This window comes from Pseudomonadota bacterium (genome assembly GCA_036339585.1).
In the GTDB taxonomy this organism is placed as follows: domain Bacteria; phylum Pseudomonadota; class Alphaproteobacteria; order UBA8366; family UBA8366; genus UBA8366.
The window spans coordinates 165808-179938 of sequence record JAYZAS010000002.1; the positions used below are offsets into that span (position 1 = coordinate 165808).

The 14131-nt window shown below is 46.5% G+C and carries 14 protein-coding genes; 6 read left to right on the top strand and 8 right to left on the bottom strand.

Annotation, left to right across the window (positions count from 1 at the left end; translation table 11 throughout):
* Positions 1-168: 168 nt before the first annotated feature.
* Positions 169-1047: a putative metalloprotease CJM1_0395 family protein gene (locus VX941_02465; protein ID MEE2932268.1), complete on the top strand. Its 879-nt coding sequence runs from the start codon at positions 169-171 to the stop codon at positions 1045-1047.
* 65 nt (positions 1048-1112) lie between these two features.
* Here VX941_02465 and atpC read toward each other — a convergent pair whose 3' ends face one another.
* The 6 genes from atpC to VX941_02495 all read right to left on the bottom strand — a co-directional run bounded on the left by atpC (position 1113) and on the right by VX941_02495 (position 8373).
* Positions 1113-1529, bottom strand: a complete 417-nt coding sequence (gene atpC / locus VX941_02470; protein ID MEE2932269.1) for an ATP synthase F1 subunit epsilon — start codon at positions 1527-1529, stop codon at positions 1113-1115.
* On the bottom strand, positions 1530-2951 hold the full coding sequence (gene atpD / locus VX941_02475) for a F0F1 ATP synthase subunit beta (protein ID MEE2932270.1): 1422 nt from the start codon (positions 2949-2951) through the stop codon (positions 1530-1532). It lies immediately after the preceding gene.
* Positions 2952-2979: 28 nt separating this feature from the next.
* Positions 2980-3858: a F0F1 ATP synthase subunit gamma gene (locus VX941_02480; GenBank protein MEE2932271.1), complete on the bottom strand. Its 879-nt coding sequence runs from the start codon at positions 3856-3858 to the stop codon at positions 2980-2982.
* Between the two features lie 17 nt (positions 3859-3875).
* Positions 3876-5420, bottom strand: a complete 1545-nt coding sequence (atpA, locus tag VX941_02485; protein ID MEE2932272.1) for a F0F1 ATP synthase subunit alpha — start codon at positions 5418-5420, stop codon at positions 3876-3878.
* Complete coding sequence (locus tag VX941_02490; protein ID MEE2932273.1) at positions 5420-6040, bottom strand: F0F1 ATP synthase subunit delta; 621 nt, start codon at positions 6038-6040, stop codon at positions 5420-5422. Before VX941_02490 ends, atpA begins: the two co-directional genes overlap by 1 nt.
* Positions 6041-6162: 122 nt before the next feature.
* The gene (locus VX941_02495; GenBank protein ID MEE2932274.1) at positions 6163-8373 is read right to left on the bottom strand and encodes a primosomal protein N'; all 2211 of its coding nucleotides are present in this window, start codon (positions 8371-8373) and stop codon (positions 6163-6165) included.
* A gap of 78 nt (positions 8374-8451) precedes the next feature.
* On the opposite strand from VX941_02495, the gene fsa reads away from it, so the two are divergent.
* From fsa to VX941_02510, 3 genes are read left to right on the top strand one after another with little or no spacing between them, the layout of a single operon-like run.
* On the top strand, positions 8452-9108 hold the full coding sequence (gene fsa / locus VX941_02500; GenBank protein MEE2932275.1) for a fructose-6-phosphate aldolase: 657 nt from the start codon (positions 8452-8454) through the stop codon (positions 9106-9108).
* Positions 9109-9115: 7 nt separating this feature from the next.
* Positions 9116-9829, top strand: coding sequence for a DUF484 family protein (locus VX941_02505; protein MEE2932276.1), 714 nt, complete (start codon positions 9116-9118; stop codon positions 9827-9829).
* The gene (locus tag VX941_02510; GenBank protein ID MEE2932277.1) at positions 9808-10767 is read left to right on the top strand and encodes a tyrosine recombinase XerC; all 960 of its coding nucleotides are present in this window, start codon (positions 9808-9810) and stop codon (positions 10765-10767) included. The genes VX941_02505 and VX941_02510 overlap by 22 nt, the downstream gene beginning before the upstream one ends.
* A gap of 86 nt (positions 10768-10853) precedes the next feature.
* Here VX941_02510 and VX941_02515 read toward each other — a convergent pair whose 3' ends face one another.
* Positions 10854-11144 carry a PGPGW domain-containing protein gene (locus tag VX941_02515; protein ID MEE2932278.1) on the bottom strand — a complete coding sequence of 97 codons (291 nt, stop codon included), beginning with the start codon at positions 11142-11144 and terminating at the stop codon, positions 10854-10856.
* A 39-nt stretch (positions 11145-11183) separates the two neighbouring features.
* Positions 11184-12590 (bottom strand): dihydrolipoyl dehydrogenase, encoded by a 1407-nt coding sequence (lpdA, locus tag VX941_02520; GenBank protein MEE2932279.1) that lies wholly within the window; start codon positions 12588-12590, stop codon positions 11184-11186.
* Between the two features lie 180 nt (positions 12591-12770).
* Between lpdA and VX941_02525 the strand changes: the two genes are divergently transcribed.
* Positions 12771-13184 carry a DUF350 domain-containing protein gene (locus VX941_02525; protein ID MEE2932280.1) on the top strand — a complete coding sequence of 138 codons (414 nt, stop codon included), beginning with the start codon at positions 12771-12773 and terminating at the stop codon, positions 13182-13184.
* A gap of 12 nt (positions 13185-13196) precedes the next feature.
* Positions 13197-14105 carry a serine protease gene (locus tag VX941_02530; protein MEE2932281.1) on the top strand — a complete coding sequence of 303 codons (909 nt, stop codon included), beginning with the start codon at positions 13197-13199 and terminating at the stop codon, positions 14103-14105.
* Positions 14106-14131 lie beyond the last annotated feature (26 nt).

Below are 14131 nucleotides of genomic sequence, written 5' to 3' on the forward strand. Positions count from 1 at the left end.
AATAGTATTTCACGATAGATGTAGTTTGGTTTTTGTTGTGATAAACGGATTTTATGTATAACTACGGTTGTAGGTATTTCACATGGTTCTGACCATGCTAATTTCTGAAGGCGTTTGATAACCGACGAAGCTATTTTCCAAGCTAAGAAATAAGGGGTTTCGATAGCGATGGTTCCGCAAGTAGAAACAGCGCGGCCTACAACGGCCCAAGCGGTAGGGCTTAATAAGGCACCGCTTGCTAGAATCAGAGATGGTAGTGAGATACGAGTCCAAAAACCTTTATTAGGGGCGGAGCTATCAATTAATACTCGGAATGGCTTGGGTTCTACACTCTCTGGGGGTTCATTTTCAAAACTTGACAAAGACAGTTTAGCGGTTGCGCAGGAAGCTCAAGATCCAGACGGAGAACAAATAGGAGAATATGCTACCGCCCTAAAAAATAAAGTGGATTTTAATGCGGAAGGCAAGGACGGCCTTACAGATGCCGAACGCCGGAAGGTAGAAGCATTGAAAGCACGCGACAGACAAGTACGTGAACATGAGCGTGCTCATCAGATTGCGGGAGGACACTACGCAAGTTCACCAACTTATCGCACCGTTCGTGGGCCAGATGGAAAATCGTACGCAGTCGGCGGGGAAGTCAGGATAGATACGTCTGTTGTTCCCAATAATCCAGAAGCAACAATACGCAAAATGCAGACAGTAAAACGAGCCGCGTTAGCTCCTCAAGAGCCATCAAGCGCTGACCGGGCAGTAGCAGCAGAAGCCGACGCCAAGATTGTTCGTGCTCGTCAAGAGATACAAGAGCGTAAAATTGAAGAAGCAAAGGAACGAAAAGATGAAGGCAATAATTTTGTAGACAAGGATCGAAATATTAGTGATGCACAAAAAGTTAATGGTGATCTTATTTTTAACCCCGAGGGCCGCTTCAAGGGTGATCCTATCGGCGTGGGAGTTGTAGATCACGCTGCACTCATAGGATTGTCAAGATTACCCAAGGGACATGGAGTTCTTGATCCTGGGCAACTATTCAGCCTTATCGCTTAATTATAATTAAAAAAATCTATGCCTGTGGGACAGATCCTTTACCCCACAACTCAGTAAGAAAATAGTCATGAATAGGCTGGATTATCAATTGCAGACAACTTGGCGACTAAACTGTCTCGTTTTCGAGTTGCACTATTACGCACCAATTGATTTTCTGTGGCACGCATTTCCTCCTCAACGACGCCGAGCATTTTTAGGGCCTCATCGCGGTCGATATCATCAACGTTCTCGACATCTTCAGCTAAAATAGTACAAACTTGGTCATTCACCTCAACGAAGCCGCCTCCTACGAAGATACGACTTTTGACTTTGTTTTTTTCAAAAACAACTATTTCACCAGGACGTAAAGTCGAAATGACGGGGGAATGTCCCCGCATTACTCCAAAATCTCCCTCACCTCCTGGCAGCACCGCCATCTCGACATTTTCTGACAAAATTAACTTCTCCGGAGAGACCAACTCAAGTTTTAATGCCTCTACCATTTACGCGGCCTCCGCCTCCATTTTCTTCGATTTCTCGATAGCCTCATCTATGCCGCCAACTAAATAAAAGGCTTGCTCGGGAAGTTCGTCATACTCACCATCAACGATAGCGCGAAACCCACTTATGGTATCATCTAGATCAACCAGCTTTCCGGGCGACCCAGTGAAGACCTCAGCAACATGAAAAGGCTGAGAGAGGAATCGTTGAATTTTACGCGCTCGAGCTACCGTAAGCTTGTCATCCTCGGACAATTCATCCATGCCCAAAATTGCAATGATTTCTTGCAGTGATTTGTAGGTCTGCAGCACCTCCTGCACATCTCGCGCTGTCTGATAATGGGTATCACCAACTATCCTCGGATCAAGGATGCGACTGGTCGAATCAAGTGGATCCACCGCAGGATAAATTCCAAGTTCCGCAATTGATCTGCTAAGGACCGTTGTGGCATCGAGATGCGAAAATGCAGTTGCCGGAGCAGGGTCAGTTAAATCATCGGCTGGCACATATATCGCTTGCACTGACGTAATCGAACCCTTTTTGGTGGTGGTTATGCGTTCTTGTAAGCCGCCCATATCAGTGCCCAGTGTCGGCTGATAACCGACAGCAGAAGGAATGCGCCCCAACAATGCAGATACTTCTGATCCAGCTTGCGTGAACCGGAAGATATTATCTACGAAGAAAAGAACATCCTGCCCTTCTTCATCCCGGAAATACTCAGCCACTGTAAGCCCTGAAAGGCCAATCCGAGCGCGAGCGCCAGGAGGTTCATTCATCTGGCCATAAACAAGCGCTGCTTTTGATTCTCCGTCAGGATTTATCACACCGGACTCTATCATCTCATGATAGAGATCATTCCCTTCACGCGTGCGTTCTCCGACTCCGGCGAACACAGAATAACCCCCGTGTGCCTTAGCGATATTGTTTATGAGCTCCATTATGAGTACCGTCTTGCCAACACCCGCACCGCCAAATAACCCTATCTTACCTCCTCTGGCATAGGGGGTGAGCAAATCAACAACTTTAATACCCGTTACCAATTGTTCGGTCTCAGTTGACTGGTCTACAAAATCAGGTGCGCTGCGGTGTATTGGGAGTGTCTTCTTATTCCCAATCGGACCCCGCTCATCGATAGGGTCTCCAATCACATTTAAAATGCGGCCAAGCGTTTCTGGGCCGACCGGCATGGAGATTGGGGCACCAGTGTCAGTAACCTCTTGGCCACGCACCATACCTTCTGTCGTATCCATAGCTATGCAGCGTACAGTGTTCTCACCAAGGTGCTGTGCAACCTCTAGAACTAGGGTTTTGCCTTGGTTTTCCGACTTCAATGCATTCAAAATTGGTGGTAGTTCACCGTCGAAATGCACGTCGACCACAGCGCCCATCACTTGGGAAACGCTCCCGATTGTATTATTCGCCATTTTCGACTCCTATCAATTTATAATCGCTCTAAAGCGCCTCAGCACCAGAGATGATCTCTATCAACTCTTTGGTAATTTGGGCCTGACGACTTCGGTTATAGTTCAGGGTTAGCTTGTTAATCATGTCTCCTGCATTGCGAGTGGCATTATCCATCGCAGTCATCCGCGCGCCCTGTTCAGATGCAAAACTCTCCAACATGGCTCTAAAAATCTGCATAGATATATTACGCGGCAGAAGCTCATCAAGTATTTGTTCTTCTGACGGCTCAAATTCGTGTGCACTGGACGCCGTAACAATCGACTCAGCCCCGTCCTCAGCGAGTGAAAACGGTATCAATTGCTGCGGTGTTACTATCTGGGTCAAGGCAGATACAAATTTATTGTAAAAAACAGTGCAACTATCGAACTCGTTGTTGCTAAATCTTTGTATAAGGCTGTCAGCGATTTTAGACGCAGCCTCAAAAGAGGGAGAGGGTTTTGATATATCCTCTGCTACCTCCACTATCAAATCCGCGAATTCTCTCCTAACAAGACCAACGCCTTTGCGACCTATAATGAAAAGCTGAACGGTTTTACCCTCGGCTTGTAAACGTTTAATTGCCTTGCGTAACCCACGCATTAGACTGATGTTGAACCCTCCACAAAGGCCCCGATCTGCTGAAATTAACACCAGGAGATGAGTTTTATCTGAACCCGTTCCAACAAGAAGCGGAGAACCTCCAGCTCCTGAATTATCACTAAGCGAACGAAGCATATCCTCCATCCGCTCAGCATATGGTCGCGCCGCCAACGCATGTTCTTGGGCACGCCTTAATTTCGCAGCCGCTACCATCTTCATCGCGGCGGTTATGCGCTGTGTCGACTTGACGCTTGTAATCCTGTTGCGAAGGTCTTTTAAACTGGGCATTTGCTATATAAGCTTTCTCAAACCTTAGGGGCCCAGATTGATGATTTGGCAAACTCTTTTATGATTTCAATCAGTTTTTTCTCTGTGCTGTCGGAGATTTCACCCTCATTACGTATAGCATTTAATACATCAGAATGTTTATCTCGCACTAAAGTCAAAAGCGACTGCTCAAAGGAGTTAATATCAGTAATAGGAACATCGTCTAAAAACCCGCGAACCCCTGAAAAAATAGACACAACCTGTTCCTCAACCGGTAACGGCGAATACTGAGGCTGTTTCAATAGCTCCGTCAAACGAGCGCCTCGAGCTAAAAGTCTCTGAGTAGCGGCGTCAAGGTCTGATGCAAACTGCGAAAACGCTTCCATCTCCCGGTATTGGGCAAGTTCGAGCTTAATGGTTCCAGCTACTTGTTTCATTGCTTTTATTTGAGCTGCAGAACCTACACGGCTAACTGACAAGCCAACATTAATTGCCGGCCGAATACCCTTATAGAATAGCTCTGTTTCAAGAAAGATCTGGCCATCCGTAATTGATATTACATTAGTGGGAATATAGGCCGACACGTCATTGGCCTGAGTCTCAATTACTGGAAGGGCTGTAAGTGACCCACTACCCAACTCTTCATTCATTTTTGCTGCACGTTCAAGCAATCGAGAATGCAGATAAAAAACGTCGCCAGGATAAGCTTCACGCCCAGGCGGACGCCGCAGTAAAAGAGACATCTGACGATAGGCAGTAGCTTGTTTTGAAAGATCATCGTAAATGATCAATGAATGCATACCATTATTCCGGAAGTACTCGCCCATAGCACAACCAGCATACGGCGCTAGGAATTGCATTGGGGCTGGTTCTGAAGCAGATGCCGCAACAACAATTGTATATTCCATCGCTCCATAGTCTTCTAGAGTTTTAACTACCTGCGCGACAGTGGAACGCTTTTGCCCAACAGCAACGTAAATGCAATATAATTTTTTTGACTCATCATCACCGTCATTAGCCGGCTTTTGATTAATAATTGCATCTATGGCAACCGCCGTTTTTCCGGTTTGACGATCACCAATTATTAATTCACGCTGACCCCGTCCAACTGGAACTAATGCATCAAGAGCTTTCAAACCAGTCTGCACCGGTTCGTGAACTGATTGGCGTGGGATAATGCCGGGCGCCTTAACCTCGACTAAACTCCGTTCATCGCTGTCTATTGGGCCTTTCCCATCAATTGGTTCTCCAAGACCATTTACAACTCGACCTAATAAACCCTTTCCAACCGGCACGTCGACGATATCACCAGTCCGCTTGACAGTATCTCCCTCTTTAATATCGCGGTCATCACCAAAGATCACCACACCAACATTATCATGCTCCAAGTTTAGCGCCATGCCCTTTATTCCACCGGGGAACTCAACCATTTCCCCGGCCTGAACATTATCAAGCCCATAGACACGCGCCACACCATCCCCGACAGAAATTACTTGACCTACCTCGGCGACATCAGCGTCAGCGCCAAAATTCGCGATTTGCTCCTTGAGTATTGCAGATATTTCTGCTGCCTTAATTTCCATCAGGCTGCCCCTTTCAACGCGAGTTTCAACTTTGACAATTTTGTTTTAATGGAAGAATCAATCATTCGGCTGCCCACTTTAACTATTAGCCCACCAATTAACGATGGATCGATTTGAACATCTACCGAAACTTTTGCTCCGACTGCGGCTTTTAGCTCAGAAGCAATAGAATCAGTCTGTTTTTTCGTAAGTTTTATAGCGCTTGTCACTTCTGCTGACACCTCACCACGCCGGGAAGATAGTTTATCTAGATAAGCACGTATCATAGCTTGCAAGGCAAACAAACGGCGATTGGATGCCACCAACCCAACAAAATTACAAGTTAATGCGCTAACCTTAGCATTTTCCAAAAACGCCCCCATGGCAGCACCCGCCTCGCGCCGACTAATTACTGGGCTTCGAACCAAACGCTGCAAATCTTGCACATCTGTAATTGCGTTATTGATGGCTCGTAGATCACGCGCAACCTCATCTAATTGACCAGATTCATCCGCCAACTCAAATAACGCCGATGCATAGCGTGGCGCAACACCCGTTTCACCTGTTTTCACCGCCAAGTGAATTTTCCCTTCGGTTTCAGTTAATCCCGCATGTAGCAAATTTGCTACAATCGTAGACATCACTTTATTAACTTAACAATATCCTGCCTTTGAGCGGTTAATTAACACACGCCTAGGGCGGAGACAAGCTGCGACTCTGCGTCCTCAAGTCGCGCCTTACGAGCGTTCTCTGATTCTAGCATTCAAAGAAAGCTTTGCGGATCAATATCGACGTAGAGCCGCACCGCATGCGGAATTTTTACCTCAGAAAGCCACGATGACAGCACATTTTGAACATTTATTGACCGAGTAGTTTTAACAAGTAGTCTCCACCTGTGTTTACCCCTCAGCAAGGCTAGTGGAGCCGGTGCGGGACCTAGAACTCGTATCGCGGTATCATGGGGTGCGGATCGAGCTAGATTAAAGGCCGTAGCCTTTACTTGGTCGCCTTGATGGCCCGATAAAATCAGGGCCACTAGTTTGCCAAAGGGCGGCCACACACCCTCCTTACGAAGTGCAGTTTCCCCTGCGATGAAGCTGTCTCTATCTCCGTCAGCAAGGGCACGCATTACGGGATGTTGAGGTTGGTATGTTTGCAACAGCACACGTCCAGCGCACTCGGCCCTACCAGCTCTTCCCGATACTTGATGAAGCATTTGGTAGGTCCTCTCTGCTGCGCGCAAGTCTCCACCGGTTAATCCAAGGTCTGCATCAACAACACCCACCAGTGTAAGCATAGGAAAATGGTGCCCTTTTGCAACAAGCTGTGTGCCGATCAATATATCAATTTCACGCCTATGTACTGATTCGACAATTTTTGCTGCCGACCTAGGACCGCGGATGGTATCGCTTGTCATTAGTCCTACTCGGGCATCAGGCAGCAGGTTAAGTACTTCTTCAAGCAACCTTTCCACCCCGGGCCCGCAAGCAGCCATAACACCTTTAGTTCCGCAATCAGGACAGGAGTCTGGCATTTGCATTTCAAAACCACAGTGGTGGCAGATTAACCGTCGGGCAAATCGATGTTCCACTAGCCATGCAGTGCAATTTGGGCAGTTGAGACGAAAGCCGCATGCACGGCATATGGTTAGAGGAGCATAGCCTCTTCGATTGAGGAAAAGAAGCGACTGTTCATTTGTTTTGAGATTAGCCTTTAATGCGTCTTGAAGCGGAGGCGAGAGCCAACTCTGGCGAGGCAGCGGGCAAAGACGCAAATCTATCATTTGCACTTTAGGCATGGATGCTCCCGCATGTCGCTCCGGTAGAACAAGATGCCTATACATTCCACGCTTCACATTTATTATGCTCTCCAACGACGGGGTGGCACTTGCCAACACGGCCGAACAGCCTTCAATTTTAGCGCGGACGACTGCCATGTCTCGAGCATTATACAGCACTCCGTCAGACTGCTTAAACGACCCATCATGTTCCTCATCGACAACAATCATCCCTAACCGGTCAAAAGGCAGAAAGAGCGCTGATCGCGCACCAACGATTACGTCAATACTGCCCTCGGAAACACCACGCCATCTGTGCCTGCGATCTGCTTGACCTAAATCTGAGTGCCATTCAGCAGGAGCCACGCCAAAACGAGTTTCAAAGCGCGTGAACCACTGAGCGCTGAGCGCAATTTCAGGAAGTAAAACCAAAACCTGTCGACCATGCCGTAAGGTTTCTGCAACGGCTTCAAAATAAACCTCAGTTTTGCCTGAACCAGTTACCCCGTCCAGAAGTGTAACAGAAAATTTTTTATCCTGAATGCTTTTGACTAACTTGTCGGCGGCAAATCTTTGTAAATCGGATAATTGCGGGCCGGGACAGTCCGGATCTGGAGATGGAAAGTATGCATCTTGCGACAGCGCTACTTTCTCTAAAACGCCCAAGTCGCAAAGACCCCGGATTACTCCGCCGCTCACACCTGCCTCTCGCGCAAGTTCCCCCCCAGCGCGGGGACACCCAACTTTCATTAAGTCAAGCACCCTTTTTCTAGCAGCTGTGACGAGAAAATTAGTTGGTTCCGCAGAAAGTGAAAACCCAACACGTGATTTTGGAGGCTCTAGCGCCTTGGGCACACTCATTACCATACGTAGTACTGCACCAGGAGGACTAAACGTATAATCCGCAACCCAATTCACGAATCGCCTGACCGATTCGGGTAATGGTTTAACATCAACAGGGCCCTCAATGAATTTCAAACGCTCGTCATTTACCGTACCATTACTACTAAAGCCCCATACCACACCGACAACTATGCGCTTGCCGAGCGGCACGTAAACGAATGTTCCTAAAGGGATTTTTGCGTCACTGAGAACTTTGTAATCGTATACGCCGGCCAAAGGTAGAGGGATAAGAACCTGTATTCTCTGCATGCCCGTGTTTTTTCCAGCGGTTGATGTAGTATGCGGTTCAGCCATTCGATAAAGTACATTAAAGCCTATAAAGAAAAATTTACTTGATCGCTATAATGATTTTAAAACTGTGAGGACCCAAAAATGAAGTTTTTCGTGGACACTGCTGAAATTGACGAAATTCGCGAACTAGAAAATACTGGGCTCGTAGATGGCGTCACCACAAACCCATCCTTGATAAACAAATCTGGGCGAAATTTTTTTGAAGTTGTTCGAGAAATTTGTTCCCTCGTAGATGGCCCCGTCAGCGCAGAAGTCACTTCACCTGATTTTGACACCATGCTCGAAGAGGGTAAGAAATTAGCCGAAATAGCCTCAAATATTGCAGTTAAGGTACCTCTAACACGAGCAGGTCTGAGGACCTGTAAATCGTTAAGCGACAAAGGAACAATGGTAAATGTGACACTCTGCTTTTCGGCAAATCAGGCCATACTAGCGGCAAAGGCGGGCGCACGTTTTATTTCTCCCTTCGTCGGTCGGCTGGACGATATTGCTTATGACGGGATGGATTTGATATCGGACATATGTGATATCTACGCAAATTATCCTGATTTCTCAACAGAGGTGTTGGTTGCGTCTGTTCGAAGCCCAATGCATGTAGTAGAGGCAGCAAAGATCGGCGCCGATGTGGCCACTGTTCCTCCCTCAGTGCTGCACCAAATGTTTTCACATCCGCTTACGGACAAAGGTCTAGCTGATTTCATCTCCGATTGGGAAAAAACCGGCCAGTCTATTCTTTAGGCAAGAAATGGAACAAGATTTATCAAAAACGAAGAACACCCCTAAGATAACCGCGGCCGACGTTGTGGAGTATCTGCGTAATGAACCTAATTTTTTTTCACGGCACCCAGAAGCACTGACTGCCATCAGCTCGCCTGATAGTGGCCAGGGTGATGGGGTGATTAATTTTCAAAGTGTCGTAATCAACAAATTGCGCGACAGTGCAGAAGAATTCAAACAAGAACGGAAAGACCTTTTACTCACTGCCCGCACCAATCAGCAGAGTTTGTCTCGTATCCATGAATGTGTATTGGCGGTACTAGCTTCGAAATCTTTCGAACAGGTGATCCACACGGTTACCACGGATTTTGCGGTCATGCTCGATTTAGATATGGTAGTCTTATGCATAGAAGCTGATGATGAGAAAATACGCCTACTAGACACGCGAGGTTTAGTGGTTCTTCCGAAAGGAGAGATCGAGCGTTACCTTGGTGCTGAAAAGCTCGTGCGCTTGCGCGGCGATATTACGGGCGAAAAACAAATTTTTGGTGCCGGAGCATCACTAATTAGGTCTGAGGCTATCGTTCGCCTTAATATATCCTCTGTCACACCTCCTTCCTTGATAGCTTTTGGTTCACGAGACCCACTTCGTTTTGACTCTGGCCAATCAACTGAACTGGTAGCCTTTCTTGCATGCGTTTTAGAACACGTGATAAGCACATGGCTCGATATTCCAAAATAATTACCCTCCTTAAGGATCCGATATGTGCCGATCCCGCACTAAGAGACTCACTTTCTGACTGGTCTGCTTGGCTGGCTAAAGAACGCCGTTTTTCTGACCACACTGTGAATGCATATCTTCGCGATATAAAATATTTCTTATACTTCGTTGCCAATCATATTGGTGAACCCCCAACGCTTTCCGCTCTTCAAAACCTTCGCACAGTTGATTTCCGGGCATGGCTGGCGAGTCGTGCCAATAACGGCCTCAAAAAAACTACTATCGCCCGAGCTCTCTCGGTCACTCGAAATTTTTTTTCATGGCTAGAACGGAATAGTTTAGGAGCTAATCCAGCAATTAAAGTTTTGAATGCTCCAAAAATCCCGCATGGGACACCAAAACCGATAATGGCAAAAAATGCAGTACGTGCTATGAAAACTATCAAAAACGAAGCGGGATATTCTTGGGTGGCCACGCGTGACGCAGCCGTATTGTTATTACTCTATGGTGCGGGCCTCCGAATCGGCGAGGCATTGGGAATATTGGTAAAAGATGCTCCAATTAGCAACAGTTTAAGAATTTTGGGAAAAGGGGATAAAGAGCGCACAGTGCCAATACTACCTGTTATCCAGAACGCTGTACGGTCTTATTTGAAAAGCTGCCCGTATAACCTTATGCCAGAAGATATACTTTTTCGGGGGGTCAGAGGGGGATCACTGAGTCCCAGAATAATTCAAAAAAGAATGCAGTTACTACGTGAACAACTGGGCTTACCTCCTAGCGCCACCCCACATGCACTTCGTCACAGCTTTGCAACCCACTTACTATCTAACGGCGGAGACCTTCGTTCGATACAGAAGATTCTAGGGCATGCTTCATTATCAACCACCCAGATATATACTGAAGTTGATGAAGGGCACATTCTTCAACAATATAACGCACACCCACGACGTAAATAAATAGATGCCCTCTATAAAATAGACCTCATTCTTTTTTACACTTACCACAGCAGCTGAGTTCATAACCCTCTAAACGCAAATAAGGTTTAGTTACTGGTTAATATGCGGCTCAAAATCTGCCGCGCTCTGACACGAGCATTACGATTGATTTTAGCAAATTTTGGATATTTCTGGGCTATCTTATCCAACTTACTTGCAAGCCAGAAAGATTCTAAAGAGAGTACGTATGCGCCAATAATTAAAAATATAACCCCCGGCATCACTGGTAATAAAATTCCTATTATACCGAGGAAAATAAAGCCCCAGCCTGCCGCCAATGTTATCAGACGTTTCCAGACAGCTTTTAACCTGCGCTGACGCGGAAGATACTTGCCCATTGTCAGGAGGCAAACTCGTAAAACATAATAGTTCGTTCTTCATGCATGAATTTGTCTGTTAGACACTGCTAACGCTGCCTCCTTAATTGCCTCGTTCAACGTCGGGTGGCCGTGACAGGTTCGGGCCACATCCTCTGCCGCTCCCCCAAATTCCATAACAGCCACCAACTCAGCAATCATTGTTCCTGCGTCAGCCCCTATTATATGTGCACCAAGGATGCGATCAGTTTCCGAATCTGCAAGAATTTTTACAAACCCTTCGGTGGTGTCATTACAACGGGCTCTGCTATTCGCTGTAAATGGAAACTTTCCGGAAGTGAATGAGACCCCCTCTTCCTTTAATTGTTCCTCAGTTTTCCCCACCGACGCAACTTCTGGCCAAGTGTACACAATCCCCGGAATGGCGTTGTAGTTAATATGACCAGCCTGCCCAGCCAACATCTCGGCGAAAATTGTACCTTCCTCCTCAGCTTTGTGAGCGAGCATGGCACCTCGAATACAATCGCCTATAGCATAGACGCCCGAAACTGCGGTTTGAAATGAGTCGTCGACCGCAATTAAACCATTAGCATCCGGTTCAAGGCCAATTGTTTCTAGACCAAGACCTTTCGTATAAGGCCGCCGCCCAACGGAAAGTAATACAGTATCACATTTTATTTCGCTTTCCTCATTTTTGCTCACAGACGCCAAACTTAATGCAACTGTCGACTTATTTGTACTTGCACCCAACACTTTGGTGCCCAACAAAAATTTAAAGCCCTGCTTCGTTAAAATACGCTGAAAATGTTTTGCCACCTCAGCATCCATGCCGGGTGTAATTCTGTCCAAAAATTCTACAACGGTGACTTCGGATCCAAGCCGGCGCCAAACTGAACCCATCTCCAAACCTATATAACCAGCACCAATTACCACCAAATGCTTTGGCACCTTAGAGAGTGATAAGGCTCCAGTCGAACTTACAATACGTTTCTCATCAACTGTCACTCCGGGTAACGTGGTACCCTCCGAGCCTGTAGCAATTAAGATTGCCTCGGCCTCTAATATTTGCTCTTCGCCCTTATTCAAAGCCACTTCTACTTTTTTTCTGTCGGCAAAAGCACCGTGGCCATTGAAGTAATCAACCTTATTCTTCTTAAAAAGATATTCTATACCTTTGGTGAGGTCGTTAACAATCCGGTCTTTCCGTGCCATCATCTGTTTCAGGTTTAGCGTAGCGCCTTTGATATCAACACCATGATCAGCCAAATGGCCGCAAGCCTCAGCATATTTTTCTGAGCTTTGAAGAAGCGCTTTGGAAGGAATACATCCTACGTTCAAACAAGTGCCTCCTAAGGTGCCGCGCTTTTCTACGCAGGCCGTCTTCATACCGAGCTGGGCTGCTCGTATAGAAGCAACGTATCCGCCAGGACCACCGCCAATGACAACCAAATCGTATTTTTCCGACATAGCAATACTATCTCCTCAAAGAATTAAATTGACCGTCAGATCATTATTTGTCTTTACCCTATCTACGACCATTAGCTGTGTCACCTTCAAAAATATCAACAACAGCAAGGCTAGCGGCAAATCGCCGTTCCCATTAGGATAGAATAAGATTTTGGTCCTAAGCAACATAATGGAGAGAGCATGACTGCCATTTTTGATAGTTTAATGACCGGACTCCCCTTTCTTTTACTTCATTCCAGCGTTACATTTTTAATGTTGGGCGCCGGCCTATTAATTTATGTTCGCATTACACCATTTGACGAAATATCGTTGATCAAGAATAAGAATAATGCTGCGGCCATCACCCTGGGTGGAGCTGTAGTTGGATTCGCTATCCCCCTGGCGGCTTCGCTCAAAACGAGCCTGAACCTGTGGGATATAATAATTTGGGGCTTTGTAACATTAATACTAATGTTGATTTCCTATAGGGTGATTGATTTTCTCGTGAGAGATTTAGCACGACGAGTAGAGGCCAATGAAATTGGGCCAGCTATCCTTCTTGCAGCCATCAAATTAGCGGTTGGGTTGATTGCAGCAGCCAGCGTTGCCGGCTAAAGGCTCCACACAATGCGATTACCAACCGGCTTGTCATTTATTTTTGCCGCTCTTGTTTGGACCATCGGCGGATTGTTTATTGAGCGCGAAAATATTCCACGAGACCGAAGCCCAAGCCCTTTGATGGAAAAACCGCGAAAAGAAGCACCCAGATCTATTGGTTCAATAAAGGAAACACAGCCCGAAAAGATACTACCTGATATTTCCCCAGGTGATCCCGAAATTTCGGTACAGTGGGGAACTAGCGGTGGAACTTCCACCGGAACAGCCTTTCCGGTAAGTAGTGGGGGATTTTGGTTAACAGCTCGTCATGTCGTGGATGACTGTACTAGGGTCGGGATATTTTCTGCACAAAACTCGCAGGGGGGATTTTGGGTGCGAAAAGTATATGTTCATCCGAGTGCGGATATCGCCGTTTTACAAACTAGTCGTACACCTCCTGCTATTGCGATCCGACCCGCTTCCAAAAAATTAACTGTCGGCCAGACAGGTTATCATTTTGGTTTTCCACAAGGCGAGCCCGGCGACTTGCTGTCAGAACTCATCGGACGTCGCAAATTACGTAAAATTGGTAGACATAGCTTTGTCGAACCGGCCATCGCGTGGGCAGTTAAACTTCAGGCCCCGCGCCTCGGTGCATTTGGTGGTATTAGCGGAGGACCAGTATTGGATCGGAAAGGCCAAGTCGTAGGAGTAACGGTAGCAGGCAATATTCGACGCGGTAGGGTTATTGCCAGCCCCCCAAAAACAATTAATGAATTTTTACAATTTATTAGCATTAGGCCAGATGGAACTCCCTCGGCGAATGTGTCGACAAAGACACTAAATAAGGGTGCTTTTTCGGTTCATGGTGACTATCTCCGAAAGAATTTGTCTGTTGCTAAAGTCCTGTGTTCAAATAAAAAGCCGAGTAAAAACTAATCAATTAAATTGGCTTAATCGCAAGA

What these genes read in the sequence shown, in the direction of transcription:
- VX941_02515 (MEE2932278.1), bottom strand. Translation starts at nt 11,144, where the DNA reads ATGGGCAAGTATCTTCCGCGTCAGCGCAGGTTAAAAGCTGTCTGGAAA.
- atpC (MEE2932269.1), bottom strand. Translation starts at nt 1,529, where the DNA reads ATGGTAGAGGCATTAAAACTTGAGTTGGTCTCTCCGGAGAAGTTAATT.
- VX941_02530 (MEE2932281.1), top strand. Translation starts at nt 13,197, where the DNA reads ATGCGATTACCAACCGGCTTGTCATTTATTTTTGCCGCTCTTGTTTGG.
- VX941_02505 (MEE2932276.1), top strand. Translation starts at nt 9,116, where the DNA reads ATGGAACAAGATTTATCAAAAACGAAGAACACCCCTAAGATAACCGCG.
- fsa (MEE2932275.1), top strand. Translation starts at nt 8,452, where the DNA reads ATGAAGTTTTTCGTGGACACTGCTGAAATTGACGAAATTCGCGAACTA.
- VX941_02480 (MEE2932271.1), bottom strand. Translation starts at nt 3,858, where the DNA reads ATGCCCAGTTTAAAAGACCTTCGCAACAGGATTACAAGCGTCAAGTCG.
- VX941_02495 (MEE2932274.1), bottom strand. Translation starts at nt 8,373, where the DNA reads ATGGCTGAACCGCATACTACATCAACCGCTGGAAAAAACACGGGCATG.
- VX941_02490 (MEE2932273.1), bottom strand. Translation starts at nt 6,040, where the DNA reads ATGTCTACGATTGTAGCAAATTTGCTACATGCGGGATTAACTGAAACC.
- VX941_02510 (MEE2932277.1), top strand. Translation starts at nt 9,808, where the DNA reads ATGGCTCGATATTCCAAAATAATTACCCTCCTTAAGGATCCGATATGT.
- VX941_02525 (MEE2932280.1), top strand. Translation starts at nt 12,771, where the DNA reads ATGACTGCCATTTTTGATAGTTTAATGACCGGACTCCCCTTTCTTTTA.
- atpD (MEE2932270.1), bottom strand. Translation starts at nt 2,951, where the DNA reads ATGGCGAATAATACAATCGGGAGCGTTTCCCAAGTGATGGGCGCTGTG.
- VX941_02465 (MEE2932268.1), top strand. Translation starts at nt 169, where the DNA reads ATGGTTCCGCAAGTAGAAACAGCGCGGCCTACAACGGCCCAAGCGGTA.
- lpdA (MEE2932279.1), bottom strand. Translation starts at nt 12,590, where the DNA reads ATGTCGGAAAAATACGATTTGGTTGTCATTGGCGGTGGTCCTGGCGGA.
- atpA (MEE2932272.1), bottom strand. Translation starts at nt 5,420, where the DNA reads ATGGAAATTAAGGCAGCAGAAATATCTGCAATACTCAAGGAGCAAATC.